Source organism: Flavobacterium sp. LM5, assembly GCF_002017945.1.
Classification (GTDB): Bacteria; Bacteroidota; Bacteroidia; order Flavobacteriales; family Flavobacteriaceae; genus Flavobacterium; species Flavobacterium succinicans.
Genome location: NZ_MUFX01000003.1, coordinates 200,847 through 219,074 on the forward strand (window position 1 = coordinate 200,847; position 18,228 = coordinate 219,074).

12 protein-coding genes, 4 tRNA genes, 3 rRNA genes and 1 pseudogene are annotated in these 18,228 nt (G+C 37.5%); 2 read left to right on the forward strand and 18 right to left on the reverse strand.

Features of this window, described 5'->3' with window-relative positions; genetic code table 11:
* Positions 1 to 34: 34 nt before the first annotated feature.
* From pncB to BXU11_RS11605, 10 genes are all read right to left on the reverse strand, one after another.
* Complete coding sequence (gene pncB / locus BXU11_RS11560) at positions 35 to 1,219, reverse strand: nicotinate phosphoribosyltransferase (RefSeq protein ID WP_078212644.1); 1,185 nt, start codon at positions 1,217 to 1,219, stop codon at positions 35 to 37.
* A gap of 265 nt (positions 1,220 to 1,484) precedes the next feature.
* Positions 1,485 to 1,570 (reverse strand) — tRNA-Leu (locus tag BXU11_RS11565).
* A gap of 6 nt (positions 1,571 to 1,576) precedes the next feature.
* A tRNA-Phe gene (locus tag BXU11_RS11570) sits at positions 1,577 to 1,649 on the reverse strand.
* A gap of 57 nt (positions 1,650 to 1,706) precedes the next feature.
* Positions 1,707 to 1,815, reverse strand: a 5S ribosomal RNA gene (gene rrf, locus BXU11_RS11575).
* 155 nt (positions 1,816 to 1,970) lie between these two features.
* Positions 1,971 to 4,850 (reverse strand): 23S ribosomal RNA (locus tag BXU11_RS11580).
* Between the two features lie 191 nt (positions 4,851 to 5,041).
* A tRNA-Ala gene (locus BXU11_RS11585) sits at positions 5,042 to 5,115 on the reverse strand.
* 88 nt (positions 5,116 to 5,203) lie between these two features.
* A tRNA-Ile gene (locus tag BXU11_RS11590) sits at positions 5,204 to 5,277 on the reverse strand.
* 129 nt (positions 5,278 to 5,406) lie between these two features.
* Positions 5,407 to 6,919 (reverse strand): 16S ribosomal RNA (locus BXU11_RS11595).
* The 16S, 23S and 5S rRNA genes sit together here with 4 tRNA genes alongside, the layout of an rRNA operon.
* A 784-nt stretch (positions 6,920 to 7,703) precedes the next feature.
* Positions 7,704 to 8,930, reverse strand: a complete 1,227-nt coding sequence (locus BXU11_RS11600; RefSeq protein ID WP_078212645.1) for an ABC transporter permease — start codon at positions 8,928 to 8,930, stop codon at positions 7,704 to 7,706.
* Between the two features lie 25 nt (positions 8,931 to 8,955).
* Positions 8,956 to 9,450, reverse strand: coding sequence for a YkgJ family cysteine cluster protein (locus tag BXU11_RS11605; RefSeq protein WP_024981989.1), 495 nt, complete (start codon positions 9,448 to 9,450; stop codon positions 8,956 to 8,958).
* A 57-nt stretch (positions 9,451 to 9,507) separates the two neighbouring features.
* On the opposite strand from BXU11_RS11605, the gene BXU11_RS11610 reads away from it, so the two are divergent.
* Positions 9,508 to 10,218: a bifunctional 2-polyprenyl-6-hydroxyphenol methylase/3-demethylubiquinol 3-O-methyltransferase UbiG gene (locus BXU11_RS11610; protein WP_078212646.1), complete on the forward strand. Its 711-nt coding sequence runs from the start codon at positions 9,508 to 9,510 to the stop codon at positions 10,216 to 10,218.
* A complete protein-coding gene (locus BXU11_RS11615; protein WP_078212647.1) occupies positions 10,218 to 10,763 on the forward strand; it encodes a YfiT family bacillithiol transferase in 546 nt (181 codons plus the stop codon). The genes BXU11_RS11610 and BXU11_RS11615 overlap by 1 nt, the downstream gene beginning before the upstream one ends.
* A gap of 11 nt (positions 10,764 to 10,774) precedes the next feature.
* Here BXU11_RS11615 and BXU11_RS11620 read toward each other — a convergent pair whose 3' ends face one another.
* The 8 genes and pseudogenes from BXU11_RS11620 to BXU11_RS11660 form a co-directional block, all read right to left on the reverse strand.
* Positions 10,775 to 11,170: an energy transducer TonB gene (locus tag BXU11_RS11620; RefSeq protein WP_078212648.1), complete on the reverse strand. Its 396-nt coding sequence runs from the start codon at positions 11,168 to 11,170 to the stop codon at positions 10,775 to 10,777.
* Between the two features lie 200 nt (positions 11,171 to 11,370).
* Positions 11,371 to 12,003 carry a 7-carboxy-7-deazaguanine synthase QueE gene (locus BXU11_RS11625; protein WP_078212649.1) on the reverse strand — a complete coding sequence of 211 codons (633 nt, stop codon included), beginning with the start codon at positions 12,001 to 12,003 and terminating at the stop codon, positions 11,371 to 11,373.
* Between the two features lie 127 nt (positions 12,004 to 12,130).
* On the reverse strand, positions 12,131 to 13,792 hold the full coding sequence (locus BXU11_RS11630) for a tetratricopeptide repeat protein (RefSeq protein WP_024981984.1): 1,662 nt from the start codon (positions 13,790 to 13,792) through the stop codon (positions 12,131 to 12,133).
* Positions 13,793 to 13,809: 17 nt separating this feature from the next.
* Positions 13,810 to 14,718 (reverse strand): PstS family phosphate ABC transporter substrate-binding protein, encoded by a 909-nt coding sequence (locus BXU11_RS11635; RefSeq protein ID WP_024981983.1) that lies wholly within the window; start codon positions 14,716 to 14,718, stop codon positions 13,810 to 13,812.
* Positions 14,719 to 14,950: 232 nt separating this feature from the next.
* Entirely contained in the window at positions 14,951 to 15,748 is a 798-nt protein-coding gene (locus BXU11_RS11645) for an energy transducer TonB (protein ID WP_024981981.1), read from the reverse strand.
* 36 nt (positions 15,749 to 15,784) lie between these two features.
* Positions 15,785 to 16,341 (reverse strand): annotated as a pseudogene (locus BXU11_RS11650) (ExbD/TolR family protein).
* Between the two features lie 24 nt (positions 16,342 to 16,365).
* Positions 16,366 to 16,980, reverse strand: coding sequence for a biopolymer transporter ExbD (locus BXU11_RS11655; protein ID WP_035717748.1), 615 nt, complete (start codon positions 16,978 to 16,980; stop codon positions 16,366 to 16,368).
* A 58-nt stretch (positions 16,981 to 17,038) separates the two neighbouring features.
* A complete protein-coding gene (locus BXU11_RS11660; protein ID WP_024981979.1) occupies positions 17,039 to 17,869 on the reverse strand; it encodes a MotA/TolQ/ExbB proton channel family protein in 831 nt (276 codons plus the stop codon).
* Positions 17,870 to 18,228 lie beyond the last annotated feature (359 nt).

Sequence of the window (18,228 nt, forward strand, 5' to 3'; positions counted from 1 at the left end):
AATTAAGTTGCTACACTAATTAATTGATCGCACCTTACTCAATCACTAAGGAACGCTTGACAACATCGACCGCTTCTAGTGTACCCGTATGCTTCATGGAAACATCAGACAATTTAACAGCATCAATCCACCCCCAATTACCTTGTAACACTTTAGTAAGTTTAATAACAATATTCATCGGTTTAACACCAACATCGTTCGATAAATTAGTACCAACACCGAATGAAAACCCAATTTTATTTTTACAATAGGCTGTAATTTTTGCTACTTTCTCATAATTAAGTCCATCCGAAAAAATTATAGTCTTAGTCAGTGGATTAATCCCTAGATCACGATAATGATTAATAATCTTAGCCGCAAAAACAACCGGATCGCCACTATCATGACGAACTCCATCAAACAACTTTGCGTATTTCTTATCAAAATCCCTTAAAAAGACATCTGTAGTAAATGTATCCGTTAGAGCAATTCCTAAATCACCTTGATACACTGTTGTCCAGTTTTGCAATGCAGAAATATTAGCAGACTTATACCCAAAAACCGCACCATGAAACATAAACCATTCATGAGCATGCGTACCGATAGGTTTAGTTCCATTCAAATATGACAAATAAACATTACTAGTCCCAACGAAATTAGGCAAACCACAAACATTCGAAGTATGTACCACTATTTGATGAACTTCATAAGAATAACGACGTCTAGAACCAAAATCAGCAATAGTGATTCCAAGTTCAGAATACTTCTTCATTTTATCTTGTACTACATGAACTACTTCTTCATTCGTTTGTCTCGACTCACCCGTCAACTTATAATACAGTTCACATATCAGAGCCATCAAAGGAACTTCCCACAAAATAGTGCGGTACCACATACCCTCTATATAAACTTGTAAGTCACCTCCTTTTTGCTCTACAGTTATTTCAGAAGGGTCATACCGATAACCTTGCAAAAAATCCAAATAAGTACGTTTTAAGTAAGGACACGCATTGATCAAAAAGGCTTTCTCATCATCACTTAACTGTAACCTACTCATCTCTAGAATAGCACTTTTCAGAACCGTCGCAAAACCTTCTGGAAATACATGTTTACCTCTATTTATAAATTGATACCTAACACAAGACTCAGGAAACAATTGAAAAACGGCCTGCTGCATCGTGAATTTATAGAAATCATTATCTAAAATTGATTCAAAAGTAACTAAAGAGCTATCTGACATAATGTTATATTTATAGAAAGTTACAAAATAAATCACAAAAGGTAGTAATTACAACAAAAACTTGTGATCATCTGTAACCCCCACAAGAGTCATTATCATCCCACATGGTTCCCGCTATCCTCTAAATCTTGCTTGGGCTTTATTCGCCCAAGCAAGGATACCGCTGCTATCGGGGTTAAGGAGCTACAATGGGCCTATTTATAGGCATTGTTACAACCAAAAAACTCCATTAGATATTCTCTAATGGAGTTTTTTTTTGTTTTTGTACTCAGAGCGGGACTTGAACCCGCACGAACATTGCTGTTCACTGGATTTTAAGTCCAGCGTGTCTACCAATTTCACCATCCGAGCAATTAGTGGTACCTCCAGGGATCGAACCAGGGACACATGGATTTTCAGTCCATTGCTCTACCATCTGAGCTAAGGTACCCTACTTTTAGGAGTAGTTATAAAAAAACCCTTCACTTTTGATGAAGGGTTTTCTAAAGAAAGGCGGCGACATACTCTCCCACAAATTGCAGTACCATCTGCGCAGGCGGGCTTAACTTCTCTGTTCGGAATGGGAAGAGGTGAGCCCCGCCGCAATAACCACCTTAAGGTCGTTTTGCAATGGGTAACCAGTTTGTACTGATTAACATTACATAATATCTTAACATACTGAGATAAAGAATATAAAAAGTTTCAACTTGCCTTGAGCGAAGTCGAAAGGAGAAAGTTCTCTCCCGAGAGCTTTCGCTCTCGGGAAAAAGGTGTACATAAGCTTACGGGTTATTAGTACTACTCGACTATGACATTACTGCCTTTACATCTATAGCCTATCAACGTGGTCATCTCCCACGACCCTTAAAAGAAATCTCATCTTGTGGTGGGTTTCGCGCTTATATGCTTTCAGCGCTTATCCCTTCCAAACGTAGCTACTCTGCGGTGCCCCTGGCGGGACAACAGATACACTAGAGGTTTGTCCAATTCGGTCCTCTCGTACTAGAATCAGATCCACTCAAATTTCTAACGCCCACAGTAGATAGAGACCGAACTGTCTCACGACGTTCTGAACCCAGCTCGCGTGCCACTTTAATGGGCGAACAGCCCAACCCTTGGGACCTTCTCCAGCCCCAGGATGTGACGAGCCGACATCGAGGTGCCAAACCCCCCCGTCGATATGAGCTCTTGGGGGAGATCAGCCTGTTATCCCCGGCGTACCTTTTATCCTTTGAGCGATGGCCCTTCCATGCGGAACCACCGGATCACTATGCTCTACTTTCGTACCTGATCGACCTGTATGTCTCTCAGTCAAGCTCCCTTATGCCATTGCACTCTTCGCACGGTTACCAAGCGTACTGAGGGAACCTTTAGAAGCCTCCGTTACTCTTTTGGAGGCGACCACCCCAGTCAAACTACCCACCAAGCAATGTCCTCTCTATCGAGAGTTAGGCCTCAGATAAACAAAGGGTTGTATTTCAACAATGACTCCACAACGCCTAGCGACGCCACTTCACAGTCTCCAACCTATCCTACACATCATTTATCCAAGGTCAATACTAAGCTATAGTAAAGGTGCACAGGGTCTTTTCGTCCCACTGCGGGTAAACGGCATCTTCACCGTTACTACAATTTCACCGAGCTCATGGCTGAGACAGTGTCCAGATCGTTACACCATTCGTGCAGGTCGGAACTTACCCGACAAGGAATTTCGCTACCTTAGGACCGTTATAGTTACGGCCGCCGTTTACTGGGGCTTCAATTCAATGCTTCTCCGAAGATAACATCTCCTCTTAACCTTCCAGCACCGGGCAGGTGTCAGGCCCTATACTTCATCTTACGATTTTGCAGAGCCCTGTGTTTTTGATAAACAGTCGCCTGGACCTCTTCACTGCGGCCCCGATTACTCGGGGCGACCCTTCTCCCGAAGTTACGGGTCTATTTTGCCTAATTCCTTAGCCATGAATCTCTCGAGCACCTTAGGATTCTCTCCTCGACTACCTGTGTCGGTTTACGGTACGGGTACTAATTACCTGAAGTTTAGAGGTTTTTCTTGGAAGCCCTTAGGCGCACTATCTCTTTGACCGAAGTCTCCGAGTACTATCGTATTTCCCCAAGCCGCGTGGATTTGCCTGCGCAGCTTATAGGTAGGTACTTCAACGAACTATTCCGTCAGTTCGCGGCGCTTTCATCACTCCGTCACCCCATCACAGTAATCAGTAGTACGGGAATATTAACCCGTTGGCCATCGACTGTCCCTTTCGGGTTCGCCTTAGGTCCCGACTAACCCACAGCTGATTAGCATAGCTGTGGAAACCTTAGTCTTTCGGTGTGCGGGTTTCTCGCCCGCATTATCGTTACTTATGCCTACATTTTCTTTTCTAACCAGTCCAGCATGCCTTACGACACACCTTCAACCCTGTTAGAATGCTCCCCTACCACTTACAATTGCTTGTAAATCCATAGCTTCGGTAATATGTTTATGCCCGATTATTATCCATGCTCGTCCGCTCGACTAGTGAGCTGTTACGCACTCTTTAAATGAATGGCTGCTTCCAAGCCAACATCCTAGCTGTCTGGGCAGACAAACCTCGTTCTTTCAACTTAACATATATTTGGGGACCTTAGCTGATGGTCTGGGTTCTTTCCCTCTCGGACTTGGACCTTAGCACCCAAGCCCTCACTGTTATCAATCATTATATAGCATTCGGAGTTTGTCAGGAATTGGTAGGCGGTGAAGCCCCCGCATCCAATCAGTAGCTCTACCTCTATATAACTAAAATAACGCTGCACCTAAATGCATTTCGGGGAGTACGAGCTATTTCCGAGTTTGATTGGCCTTTCACCCCTACCCACAGGTCATCCGAAGACTTTTCAACGTCAACCGGTTCGGACCTCCACACTGTGTTACCAGCGCTTCATCCTGCCCATGGGTAGATCACACGGTTTCGCGTCTAACACTACTGACTAAAGCGCCCTATTCAGACTCGCTTTCGCTACGGATCCGTGGCTTAACCACTTATCCTTGCCAGCAACGTTAACTCGTAGGCTCATTATGCAAAAGGCACGCCGTCACCCCACGAAAGGGCTCCGACCGCTTGTAAGCGTATGGTTTCAGGATCTATTTCACTCCGTTATTCACGGTTCTTTTCACCTTTCCCTCACGGTACTGGTTCACTATCGGTCTCTCAGGAGTATTTAGCCTTAGCGGATGGTCCCGCCAAATTCAGACAGGGTTTCACGTGCCCCGCCCTACTCAGGATACCACTATCCTTTACATTCATTACTTATACAGGGCTATCACCTTCTTTGGCTCTACTTTCCAGTAGATTCTAATTCTTTATGCAAGAAATCTCGTGGTCCTACAACCCCAACATTGCCGTAACAACATTGGTTTGGGCTAATCCGCGTTCGCTCGCCACTACTTACGGAATCACTTTTGTTTTCTTCTCCTCCGCCTACTTAGATGTTTCAGTTCAGCGGGTTTGCCCACCTATCGGTGTACTATGTCTTCAACATAGTGGGTTGCCCCATTCAGGTATCTACGGATCAATTCGTGTGTGCCAATCCCCGTAGCTTTTCGCAGCTTATCACGCCTTTCTTCGCCTCTGAGAGCCTAGGCATCCCCCATACGCCCTTATTTTGCTTATTGTACCAATCATAAAATTAATTATGACCGTTTTTTTTCGCTTTCTCTAATAAATCAGAGAAAACTGCTTTCTACTTTTTATTATTTCTTATCTCAATATGTCAATGAACTTTAAATAAGTATTAAGTATTCTGTATTAAGTACTAAGACCTTATTGTCTTAATTCTTGATACTATCATCTTGATACTATCTTGTGGAGAATAACGGAGTCGAACCGTTGACCTCCTGCGTGCAAGGCAGGCGCTCTAGCCAGCTGAGCTAATCCCCCATTTTTTGTAAAATTCCAAATTTTTAAATTCCAAATTCCAAAAAAAAAGGATTTCAACCTCTAGAATTTCCTAATTAAGTGTAAATAGTAGTCCCGGGCAGACTCGAACTGCCGACCCCTACATTATCAGTGTAGTACTCTAACCAGCTGAGCTACGAGACTCTGTTTTTTACTTAATTCTTTATTCAATTTCTTTAAATTAACAGCAAGAGTAATATAATCGGTGTCATAGCACCTTTAAAATCTTCTTCTTTTTCCTTAGCGTGCTTTACGCTAACACTAAGGCTCTAGAAAGGAGGTGTTCCAGCCGCACCTTCCGGTACGGCTACCTTGTTACGACTTAGCCCTAGTTACCAGTTTTACCCTAGGCAGCTCCTTGCGGTCACCGACTTCAGGCACCCCCAGCTTCCATGGCTTGACGGGCGGTGTGTACAAGGCCCGGGAACGTATTCACCGGATCATGGCTGATATCCGATTACTAGCGATTCCAGCTTCACGGAGTCGAGTTGCAGACTCCGATCCGAACTGTGACCGGCTTTGTAGATTCGCTCCTGGTCACCCAGTGGCTGCTCTCTGTACCGGCCATTGTAGCACGTGTGTAGCCCAAGGCGTAAGGGCCGTGATGATTTGACGTCATCCCCACCTTCCTCACAGTTTGCACTGGCAGTCTCGTTAGAGTTCCCGACATGACTCGCTGGCAACTAACAACAGGGGTTGCGCTCGTTATAGGACTTAACCTGACACCTCACGGCACGAGCTGACGACAACCATGCAGCACCTTGTAAATTGTCTTGCGAAAAGTCTGTTTCCAAACCGGTCAATCTACATTTAAGCCTTGGTAAGGTTCCTCGCGTATCATCGAATTAAACCACATGCTCCACCGCTTGTGCGGGCCCCCGTCAATTCCTTTGAGTTTCATTCTTGCGAACGTACTCCCCAGGTGGGATACTTATCACTTTCGCTTAGCCACTGAACTTGCGCCCAACAGCTAGTATCCATCGTTTACGGCGTGGACTACCAGGGTATCTAATCCTGTTCGCTACCCACGCTTTCGTCCATCAGCGTCAATCCATTAGTAGTAACCTGCCTTCGCAATTGGTATTCCATGTAATCTCTAAGCATTTCACCGCTACACTACATATTCTAGTTACTTCCTAATAATTCAAGTCTAGCAGTATCAATGGCCGTTCCACCGTTGAGCGATGGGCTTTCACCACTGACTTACTAAACCGCCTACGGACCCTTTAAACCCAATGATTCCGGATAACGCTTGGATCCTCCGTATTACCGCGGCTGCTGGCACGGAGTTAGCCGATCCTTATTCTTACAGTACCGTCAAGCTCCCTCACGAGGGAGTGTTTCTTCCTGTACAAAAGCAGTTTACAATCCATAGGACCGTCATCCTGCACGCGGCATGGCTGGATCAGGCTTGCGCCCATTGTCCAATATTCCTCACTGCTGCCTCCCGTAGGAGTCTGGTCCGTGTCTCAGTACCAGTGTGGGGGATCTCCCTCTCAGGACCCCTACCCATCGTTGCCTTGGTAAGCCGTTACCTTACCAACTAGCTAATGGGACGCATGCTCATCTTTTGCCGTTGTGACTTTAATGTGAAAATGATGCCATTCTCACATACTATGAGGTATTAATCCAAATTTCTCTGGGCTATCCCTCTGCAAAAGGTAGATTGCATACGCGTTACGCACCCGTGCGCCGGTCTCTAGTTCCGAAGAACTATACCCTCGACTTGCATGTGTTAAGCCTGCCGCTAGCGTTCATCCTGAGCCAGGATCAAACTCTTCATCGTATATTGTGCGCTTAATAAATTAAGCTATTTTTATGCGAATCCAATTCTATCGGTGTTTATTCTAATCTCTCGATTATCTTACTCTTTTTTTCTTTGTCTTATCTTTCAATAAGACGGCTGTCAATTCAATATGTCTAGGAACGTATTCTTCTTGTTTTCTGCGCTTTTCGTTGTTGCGATTAGCGGGTGCAAAAGTAGAAATTCTTTTTTTAACTGGCAAGAAAAAAATGAAGTTTTTTTTTGAGATTTTTATCTCGTTTAAATCATTCTATCTTATCAATCTCTCAAGGAACTTCCCGTGTTTTGCGGGGTGCAAAGGTAAATAACTCTTTTATTTCTCACAAGCTTTTTTTGATTTTTATTTTTGAAAATCTCTTTTCGTTAATCTCAATCGCTTGCCAGTTTTTAAAAGAACGTCGCCGTTGTTGCGGGTGCAAAAGTAGACCCTTTTTTCGTTTATACAAGCCCTTTTTAAAACTTTTTTTGATTTATTTTCTAAAATCCTAAAAACATGGACGTTAAAATAAGCGTTTTTGAACTATTAATAATCAAAACTCTCCTTTTCTATCGTTTTCTTAAAAAATAGACTCATCTTGCCTTTCGCAAAACATCTCTAAAACCCTAAATCCGCGTTAGGGATAGTAGTGGAAAGCCCACAGACTAGTGTAGTGACAACGAAACTAGTCGAGGACTTGTAGCGGATAGCCCGGCTCCTTATATATAGTACCACCAAACTTCTGGCTTAAAACTAAATCTCTCTATATATAAGGAGAACGCCCAAATATTATTCATAACGAATTGCGCGAACTGGAGAAATACGAGTAATGATATAAGAAGGAATCAGAAGCACTACGAAACACACCACTACGGTCATTAGGTTAAGTAAAATAATATAACCTACATTAAAATACACCGGCGCCTCATTTACATAGTAGTTTTCAGGATTCAACTTAACTATTCCAAAATAATGCTGCGCCAACAAAATTGAAAACCCAATTATATTACCCCATAGCAAACCACGAATGATTAGATAAAAAGCATTATAGAGAAATATTTTTCGTATAGACCAATTATCGGCCCCTAAAGCTTTTAGTATTCCTATCATTTGCGTGCGCTCTAAAATGAGTACCAACAAAGCAACGACCATATTAATAGTAGCCACAAGAATCATAATGACAAGAATCACTACTATGTTTATATCAAAGAGTTTTAGCCACTCGAATATATAACTATATTTTTCAACTATTGTTTTACTATCTAAGGTAGCGGGTATTTCTTGATACACCTTATCACCTATTTCCTGAATCGCATCAAAATCATCTGCAAAAACTTCAAAAGCACCAATTTGATTACTATTCCATTTATTCAATCGCTGTACATGCCGAATATCACCAATGATAAAGTTAGCGTCAAATTCTTGAAATCCAGAATTGAAAATGCCTACAATCTTAAAACTACGCACATTATACCCTTCTTTTTTCATGAAATAGGTATGAAAAGAATCATTTAACTTCAATTGTAAACGTGAAGCGCTATAGGAAGAAATCAACACTTCCTGCTCTAGTACACCTGCAACATTAGGCAACCGACCAGAAACCAGATATTCCTTAAGATATTTCCAATGATAATCAGCACCAACACCCTTAAACAAAATTCCTTCGAAGGATGATTCAGTTCTAATGATCCCCGATTTCGTAGCTATTGCTTGTATGTGCTCAATTTGAGGAATGGATTTGAAGTCTGGATAAAAAAGTTGTTGCTTTATAATTGGAACCAAAGATGCCTCAGACTGATTACTGTCAAAATTAGAGATAACAATATGCCCATTGAAAGCGGCTATTTTTTCTCGAATCTTTTGTTGCAAACCAATACCTGTTGCCACAGCAACCATCATCATAATTATTCCAATAGCAATTGCTGCAATAGCAATGTTTATAATCGGAGCCGAAATACTACTTTTATAATCTTTAGCGGTGATTAATCGTTTGGCGATAAAATATTCTAGCTTCAAGGAAGTTTGTTTTATTTTAATATTACTATAAAGGCATTTTCTTTTTCATTTCCTCCACTACAGCATAGGCAGCAGGACAAATTGGAATATTCTTTAATGTAATATCAGTAATTTGTTGGAATTTTTTTCTGTCAGTATGCGGGAATTCACGGCAAGCCTTTGGACGGACTTCATAAATAAAGCAAGTATTATCATGATCCAAAAAAGAACAAGGCACTTGCTGCAACACATAATCTTTATCTTCATCTATACGCAAGTATTGCGCAATAAACTGTTGCGGCTTCATTCTTAAATATTTAGCGATACGCTCTATATCAGCATCAGTAAACAAAGGCCCTGTCGTTTTACAACAATTAGCACATGATAAGCAATCGATTTTTTTAAAAACAGCATCGTGTAAATCCTGCATTTGGTAATCCAAATTTTTAGGCACCTTCTTTTTTAGCTTATCGAAATACTTTTTGTTTTCGTTATGCTTATCTTTGGCTAGTTTCTCTAATTCTACTAAATCCGGCTTCAAAGGCTATAATTTTGGTTAAAACACAAAAGTAAACTTAAATCATCAAAATCCATAAAAATGAAAGACCTTTTTGGACAAGCTATATATGACTACCATTTTAATAATGCGCCCGAAAACTTAATTACAGAAACCAACATTTCTGAAAAAGACGAAATGGATGTAAGCTACCTCTTCAGAGATTTTGAAAATATGCCAAAAATTGAACAAAAGGCAATTACAATGTCTTACGGAAAAGTCCTAGATATAGGAGCCGGAGCTGGAAGCCATAGCTTACTCTTGCAAAATAATTTTAAACTTGATGTAAAAGCTATCGATATTTCAAAAAAAGCCATTGCAACCTGCAACGCGAGAGGAATAGAGCAAACAGAAGTACAAAACCTTTTAGATTGCGAAGAAAAAGAAACCTACGACACCATCCTTCTATTAATGAATGGCACTGGTATTTTTGGCACATTAAATGAAGCGCCGAAGTATTTAAATAAATTAAAAAAACTGCTCAATAAAAAAGGGCAAATCTTGATCGACTCCTCAGACATTATCTATATGTTTGACGAAGATGAAGACGGAGGCAAGTGGATTCCTGGTAAAGGTTACTATGGCGAATTACGATTTAAAATAAGCTATAAAAACGAAACAGAAGATGAATTTCCCTGGCTATATTTAGACTTCAACACACTTCAAAACATAGCCAACGCCAACGGATTCAATTGTCAACTAATTGAAGAAGGTGAACATTACGATTATTTAGCACAATTAACTATAGCATAATGAAAGACAACGAACTTGAAAAATTAAAATACCCTATAGGAAAACACCAAAATCCTGAGGCTTATACAGAAACATACCTAAAAGAACAAATAGAAACAATAGAAGATTTTGTTTCAAAACTAAAAAATGAAGTCCAAGACCTTAATGAACAACAACTAGATACCCCGTACCGACCGAACGGCTGGACGGTACGCCAAACCATTCATCATTGTGCTGACAGCCACATGCACTGCTACATAAGAATAAAATGGGCTTTGACAGAAAACGAACCAACTATAAAATATTACGAAGAAGCGTTATGGGGCGAAATTGTAGACAATCAAACTATGCCCATAGCACCAACATTACAATTACTAGAAGGATTACATTTTAGATTAGTTTATCTATTAAAGCGATTAACCAAAGAAGATTTACAAAAAACTTTTATACACCCAGAACACAATAAAGCTTTCTCTATACAAGAAATCATAAGCCTTTACGCCTGGCATGGCAAACATCACTTGGCACACATTACTACATTAAAAAGAAGTAAAAAGTGGTTATAACAAAACTAAGTTTAACTATTACCACTTAGTTTTAAAGAAAATTCATAGTATACCCTCACAGGCTTACCATTATGTTCTGCCGGCTTCCATTTTGGACATTTCGACATTACCTTTTTTATTTCAGAAGACGAAGTGGTATCCAAATTTTTTAACACTTTGACATTAGTAACTACTCCAGTTGGTTCGATAATAAAACCAACTTTCAAATTACCCGTAGGACCATCATAATCTGGCAACGAAAAATTTTTCGCTATGAATTCCATAAAATTACCGGAATATTCAGGAAATTCCGGCCTTAATTCTACAATATTATATTCTACTATCTCATCATTAGCCATAGTCAAGTCTTGAGAATAGCAAAATGAAAAAAAGAAACTGCAAATAGCAACAAATAAAAACCTCTTCATAATATAGTACTTTTATAACATTAAAATGATAATTAATAAAAGATAAATATATCTAAAAAAGGGTTAAAAACTACATAATCAGCAAAAAAAAGGACAAAAAAAATGAATGACAAAATACTAAAACGTAATAGCTTAATATTCATAATAATGCTCATCTAACTACATCAAAAGAAACAAAAATATGTTTCACTAAAATAGTTCTAAGGAATATTTAAGTACTTATGCGTTTGAAGTGACACTCTCCATTTAGGATTATTCATGACATAGTCTACAATTAAAGGAGTCATTTCTTCTTTCTTACTCCATTCAGGTTGCAAAAACAAAATAGCATTATCATTCACCTTCGCAGCTTGTTCTTCCGCAAAAATAAAATCATGCCTATTATGAATGATTACTTTTAACTCATTCGCAACTTCATATACAGAAGAATCAGGCAATTTGTTTTTTTTAGGAGACAAACAAATCCAATCCCATAAACCTGAAAGAGGATACGCTCCGGAAGTTTCGATATGAACTTTCATATCAAAAGACTTAAGTTTAGAGGTCAAAATATTCATATCCCACATCAAAGGTTCTCCGCCTGTAACAACAACAGTGTCTGCATATTTTACAGCATTAGCCACAATCGCATCAACAAAAGTCGGAGGATGCAATTCTGCATTCCAACTTTCTTTGACATCACACCAATGACATCCTACATCACATCCACCAATACGGATAAAATACGCTGCCGTACCCGTATGAAAGCCTTCACCTTGAATAGTGTAAAATTCCTCCATTAAAGGCAACAGGTTTCCTTTATTAACTTCTAATTGCTTTTCTTTTGATAACATTCTTATAAATTAGGTGTGCAAAGATACTACATAAAAGCCTTATAGATAAGTTAAAATAAAAAATGCTTAAAAAACAAAAAAGCGGCAAACCAAAGTTTACCGCTTAATTATAGTAATATAAAGCTAATTATTTCAATGTAGCTAAAGACTTAGTAGCATACTCATTCATTGGGTCTACCGAAAGTGTTTTATTAAAATATTCCACAGCTTTCACTTTATCTTTATTTGCATAACTTGCTGCAAGGTTATTGTAACTTTCAATAATTTTAGACTTATGACTTGCATTAGCTAACTCCCCTTTTTCAGTTAATTTAGCAATATAAGCTTCATAGTTGGCAATTATAGCATCTTCAGCTTCAGCTAAGCGATTAATACGTGCTTTGTAAAGAAAAGCATCTTGGTATGACGGAGCAGCTACAAGCACTTTATCTAAAGCAGCTTCAGCACTTTTTAACTCAACCACATCAGCTTTTATATCCTTTTTACTATTGGCATAAAAAACAGATAAAGCATAATAAATATTGTCATCAACAAAATTTTTATCTTCAGTATTTTTTGTTCCTAACTGAAACACCATTGACGCTTCTTTATAGAATTTCTTAGTAAATAACTTTTTACCAATATCATTTAAATTTTCAGTAGCCAATGGTTCTAATTCTAAGGCTTTGTTCAAATCTGCTATTCCATTTGAAAATAAAGCTTGATCAATACTTAATCCATCAGCAGCCATTGCTTTCTTAAATTTAATCTCAGCAAGATAAATATAATCTCTAGCAATGATTTTACTACTTGGATTACTCATAAACTTTTCCAAAGATTTAAGTGCATCATCAACATTACCATTTTCAAAGGCTGAATACCCAAGATATCTAAAAATTCTAGGATTTACATTGTCCAATTTAACCATTTGATTTGCTTCCTTTTCTAACTCAGTATAATCTTTTATTAGAATCAGAAAGTCAGCTCTCCTCATTCTTGAGGCTAGAGAATAATCCGTTAATGACATATACTTGTCATAATGACCTAAAGCAGTTTTCATGTATTCTGCAGATTTTGAAGGCTTATTTCTTCCCCATTTATAATAGGTTTCAGCTAGTTCACGATATACAGGACCATAACTAGGATTAATAGCAATTACTTCATTGAATGAATTTATTGCTAAATCAAAAGACTTAGCTCCTTTAAGTAACACCCCCAATTGCATTTTAGCTCTCAAAAGTGTTGGGTCAATTTGAAAAGCATTTCTATAAGCAGAATACGACTCATTTTGCTTGTTTTCTAAATAGTACGCATCACCAATAGCTAAAAACAGCTCTGCATTTTGAGGACTATCTATTTTAGCTTTTTCTAAAATAGCAATCGCCTTCTTTACATCAGGTGAACTACTGTTCATATAGGCACGCGCCACAAAAGTAGGAACGGTAGCGTCTTTGCGTTTAGCATCCTTGATAGCTACATCAAAATTAGCTTGAGCAGCTGTAACATCTTTAGCATCAAGATCCATTTGACCTAGACCAATATAATTCAATTTTGCGCCATCGCTACCAGCAATTCCTTTTTGAAAAAAGATCTTTGCTGAATCTGTTTCTTTTTGATATAGATACACATTCCCTAACAAAAAGGAAGCGCTTCCGTTAGAAGGTTTAGCCTGCAAAACATTTTTCAACATCACTTTAGCCTTTTCAAATTGCTCTGCATCAATTGCTTTTTTTGCTTGCTCTATATCTTGTGCACTAACTAAGGCACTAGCAGTAAAAAAAGCAATACTAAAAAATTTAAATTTATTCATCTTTATACTATTTTTTATTACTTAATCTTATCATTATCAATTTCATTCCTAATATTAAATTTTCTTCCAGGAACTCTCACAGGCATTAATCCTGATTTGAGTATAATACGCTGCCCTATATCACCAGCAATAAAGGAAGCGAAACCCATCCCTAAGCCAGAAAAACCTTGGCAATTTATTATATACAAATCCCGTACCAATGGATATGAACCTTCAGCAATATTATTTTGATTAGGACTTACAAAAACTTCACTTTTTAACCCTTTAACACTTAGTATTTTAGTATTCGCTAAATAAGATTTCATCTTTAAAGAAGGCTGAGAAATCCAATTCATCCCTATAACACCAATCATCCCTTCATTTTCGGCAACAAATTTAATTACTTCTTCATTGGAAGCAAAAGAATAAACACCCACTTCAGGAAGCTGATCTACTTTGGCAATGTTCTTCATAAAAGTAACCGTACTCGAATTAGGATTATCAAAAACAATTCCCTTAATACCAGATTGAGTATCGCCTTTCAAAAACCGAACAATATCACTAAGAGCAATCAAAGTATCATTACTTGACTTATTACTCACTAAAGCAATAGCATCCTTCGCAAAAATAGTGATTTTTGGTATAATCTTTTTTTGAGAAAAGTTAATTTTTTCCTTATCCGATAGATTTCTTGTTAATATCGCAATTGAAGCCTTTGCACTAAACAAATCATTTAAGGCCTCACCTTCGGATTTTGAAACCAAATGTAACTTTGCGTCATATTTACTTTGAAAAACATCAACTTGATCTTTCAACATTGGCAAAACTGTTTCATCAACAGTAATAGAAGCTTCCCCCTTTAATATTGTCTCCTCTTTTTTTGTGTCTTTACAAGCAACCCAAAAGAAAACAATAATGACCACAGAAAACAAACTAATTTTTTTCATGATAATTACTTATTAGAACTGTAAAATCGATTAAAACGAATAAATGAATATACAATTAGTAACACCCCTAAAGCTATTCTATACTTAAATTCCATTTCAAAAGGGAATTCTTTCCAAAATATTACAATCAAACCCATCACTAAATACAGAGAAAAGAACAACACCCCTATAACGAGAAGAAATCGCTCTTTAGGCGATTTCTTCTTCATAGTATCAACTAAATTTTGAATCATTATTCTGCAGATTGAATAGTAATTGGTAAAGAGTATAAAACCCTAACTTTTTTACCATTTTGTTCACCTGGAATCCATTTAGGACATTTATTCAAAACTCTAATAGCTTCTTTTCCTGTTCCGTATCCAATATCACGTAAAACTTTAATATCAGTTAAAGAACCATCTTTCTCCACTACGAATGTTACATAAACCTTCCCTTTCAATCCTTCTTCTTCAGGTGCTTGGTAATTGTTACCTACAAATTTGTAGAATTTTTCCATACCACCTGGAAACTCAGGTTTTTGTTCGATACCTGCAGTGTTGTACACTGTATTATCCTCTTCCACAACTGCTGCAGTACCTGTTCCAACTGGCTCATCAACAGTTAAAACTGCATCAGGGTCACCTTTGATAGTTTCAGCACCAATTTTTTTCTCTTTGATGTCTTTCACTTCAACAATTTCCTCTACCACTTCGTCAGCTTTCGCCACAACTGGCTTCACAAATTTAACTTGATCCACTTTTGGTGGTGGTGGTGGTGGTGGAACGTTAGGTTTTACCTCTTCTTTTTTCTTCTTTGGAGGTAACTTAACAGCCGTAATCTTTACATCAAGACTTTCATCATCGGATGAATCTGGCAACAAACTGGCAATCATTGGAGCACTTACCGCTAAACTAAATACAATTGCTCCCATGATAAGAGCCCTTATAGATGTTTTACGATTAGATTTTCTTAATTCATAAGCACCATATAGTTTGTTACGCCCTTCAAAAACGATATCAAGCCATTGATTTTTTAATATATCTAATTTCATTTTTCTTAATTATTAGGTTATTAACAAAATAGCTAACTATTTTGCCGCTAACAATTTTGTTTCTTCAGGCGTAAACTCGTTTACAATAGCATATGTAGGAACTTCTACAATAGCCATTTCATCCAATATATCCACCAAGTTACGATAAATAGATTTTTTACTTGGTTTAATAATTACAATGATTCCATTTTTAGGCTTTCCAATTGAAGCAGAATACTCTAAAACTGTTTTTCTTCTTTTCATCAATTCTGCGCGAATTCCTTCTTTGCCATAACCAATGTCTTTAGGCCAGCAATAGGAGCGTTTAGCATACCCATATAATAAACCAATTTACCATTCTCTCCGATTAAGATAGTCATTGTACGATTTTCATCAACTTTGATTTCTTTTTCTTCCTTGTTTGGTTCATCTTTATCTGGCAACCCCAAATTCATTGATTGAGGTTTTGATAGTGTTGTAGTCAACATGAAGAAGGTAATCAATAAGAAGGCCAAATCTACCATGGCTGTTAAATCAACCCTTGAGTTTTGTTTTTTACTTCTTACTTTTCCACCACCTTTTTTGCCTCCACCACCGGTATTTAATTCAGCCATTCTAGTGTGTCTTTTTAATTAAAATTATTCTGCTCTTAAACCAGTTAATAAACTAAAATTATTGATTTTTTGATCTTGCAAAATATCCATAATTTGTTTAATTGATTTGTAATCCTCTTTAGCATCTCCTTTGATAGCTATTGCCAATTCTTTATCATTAACTTCAATATTAGCACGTCTTGCATTTAAAAGCCATTCTTTTAATTGATTATCTAATGAATCTTTAGGGATACCTGGTTGTCCTGCTTTTGCTCTATCAGCCGATTTCATATCTAAGATTTGTTTTAGATTCTGAATTGGCACACCAAAACTTTCCATCAAAGCAAACTCAGAAGTATCATCATCTGAATACTCCAAACCATATTTTTCACCCATCATTTCAAGTGTTCTTTTACGAACTTCTTTACCTTTAATGTCAAAAAATACTTTTCCTTTACCAATAGTGATTGTTGCCAAATTATCAGTTGGAACTTTTGTTTGCACAGTAGATTGTGGTGTATCTACAGGTAAAACTTCAGGTGCTTTAGCGGTAGCAGTCAAAATAAAGAACGTTAGCAAAAGGAACGCAACATCACACATCGCGGTCATATCGGTAGTTGGTGCTGCTTTTTTCCCTCCTTTAGTATTTAATTCTGCCATTTTTTTTGAATTTATTTTATCAAATGGAGTTTACAATATAAACTCCATTTGATCCTAATTATTGTTTTAAACTACCTCTAAATTTTCTGTAAGTATTAACGATTGTAGTACCTGCCTCATCAATAGAGTAAGTTAAATCATCAATCTTAGCAGTAAAGAAGTTGTAAGAAATAATAGCAACTACAGAAGTAGAGATACCAGTAGCAGTATTAATAAGTGCTTCAGAGATACCATTTGCAAGTGCAGATGAATCTGGAGAACCTGCAGCAGATAATGCAGAGAACGCTTTAATCATACCTGTTACTGTTCCTAACAAACCTGCAAGAGTTCCTAAAGATACTAGCGCTGAAATGATTGTCATGTTTTTCTCTAACATTGGCATTTCTAAAGAAGTAGCTTCTTCGATTTCTTTATGGATAGTTTCAGAAGCCTCTTCACTGTTGAATCCTTCTTTTTTAACGTCTTGATATTTCACTAAAGCTGATTTAATTGCATTAGCTACTGAACCTTGTTGTTTATCACAAGCAGCGATAGCCTCATCAATTTTACCTTCTTTAATTTCAGTTTGTACTTTTTTCATGAAAGTATCTAAGTTTCCTTTTCCAGCAGCTTTGGTAATTACCATGAATCTTTCGAAAGAAAAAACAATTGTCATTAACAACAATCCCATCAATACTGGTACAATAGCTCCACCTTTGTAAACCATTGCTAAGTAGTTTCCTGGTAGTGGGTGACCTGTATTTACTCCTCCTTCAAAGTTAGAACCATCTCCCATTACAAAGTTCCAAACCATCCATCCAACAAAAATACATGATGCGATGATGATACCTGAAACCATTCCTCCTCCTTTTGAAGTGCTTTCTTTCTTTTGTGCTTTAACGTTTGCCATTTTTTTTAATTTTAGAAATTTTAAATAAATTATTTAGTTATTATAAACTTGTAGAAACGCAAATTTATATGTTTAGTTTAAATAAAAAAACTTTTTTAATGCTAAAATTCCACAACATCATTTCATAACTCAATTAGACACATAAGAAAACATAATTATTCACACGTTTTCGTAAAATTTAATAAGAATACTATAAAATTAAAAACAAATTAAAACGAAATACTGAGAATATGTTACGTATAAAAATGAGTTAAAAAAACAAGATTCTTACAAATGTATGACAAAAACACAGTTTAAGTCTATTATCCCAGGAGGGCGTTAGAAAAAAAATCTTAAATTGCATCCTATCAAAAACACCT